At 56.3% G+C, this 668-nt stretch carries 2 pseudogenes; both read left to right on the top strand.

The annotated features are described in order from the left end of the window. Positions 1 to 159 (top strand): annotated as a pseudogene (locus RV1423_RS28195) (ABC transporter ATP-binding protein); the annotation flags it as partial. Positions 160 to 222: 63 nt separating this feature from the next. Then, positions 223 to 668: pseudogene (locus RV1423_RS28190) on the top strand (branched-chain amino acid ABC transporter permease); the annotation flags it as partial.

Below are 668 nucleotides of genomic sequence, written 5' to 3'. Positions count from 1 at the left end.
AAGGGCTACACCATTGTGATGGTGGAACAGAATTTCCGGTTTGCGGCGCCGCTGGCCGATCGCTTCTATGTGATGGAGCATGGCCAGATCGTCGAGTCGTTTGCCGCTGCCGAGCTGGAGTCCAAGACGCAGAGACTCAATGAGCTGCTGGGCGTTTGAGCGCTGCGCGTCCAGAGACGCATTCAGGCTTTTTAATCAACCACTATTGCAGACGACGCTGAGATGGAATTATTCGGAATCCCCCTGACCGCGCTGCTGAGCCAGCTTTTGCTGGGCCTCGTCAACGGGTCTTTTTACGCGATGCTGTCGCTGGGCCTGGCCGTCATCTTCGGCCTGCTCAACGTGATCAACTTCGCTCACGGCACCTTGTACATGCTCGGCGCATTCGCCGCATGGATAGGGCTGACTTACTTCAACATCAATTACTGGTTCATGCTGATCCTGGCGCCGCTGATCGTCGGCGCGTTCGGTATCGTGATCGAGAAGACAATGTTGCGCTGGCTCTACAAACTCGATCACTTGTACGGCCTGTTGCTGACCTTCGGCATCACGCTGATGGTGGAAGGCATTTTCCGCTCGATCTACGGTGTTTCCGGCCAGCCTTATTCAGTACCCGATGCGCTGCAGGGGGCGACCAACCTGGGTTTCATGGTGTTGCCGAATTACCG

Source organism: Herbaspirillum sp. RV1423 (assembly GCF_000577615.1).
Classification (GTDB): Bacteria; Pseudomonadota; Gammaproteobacteria; order Burkholderiales; family Burkholderiaceae_D; genus Herbaspirillum.
The sequence above is the reverse complement of the archived record's forward strand: the minus strand, read 5'-3'. Positions and strand labels throughout refer to the sequence as shown.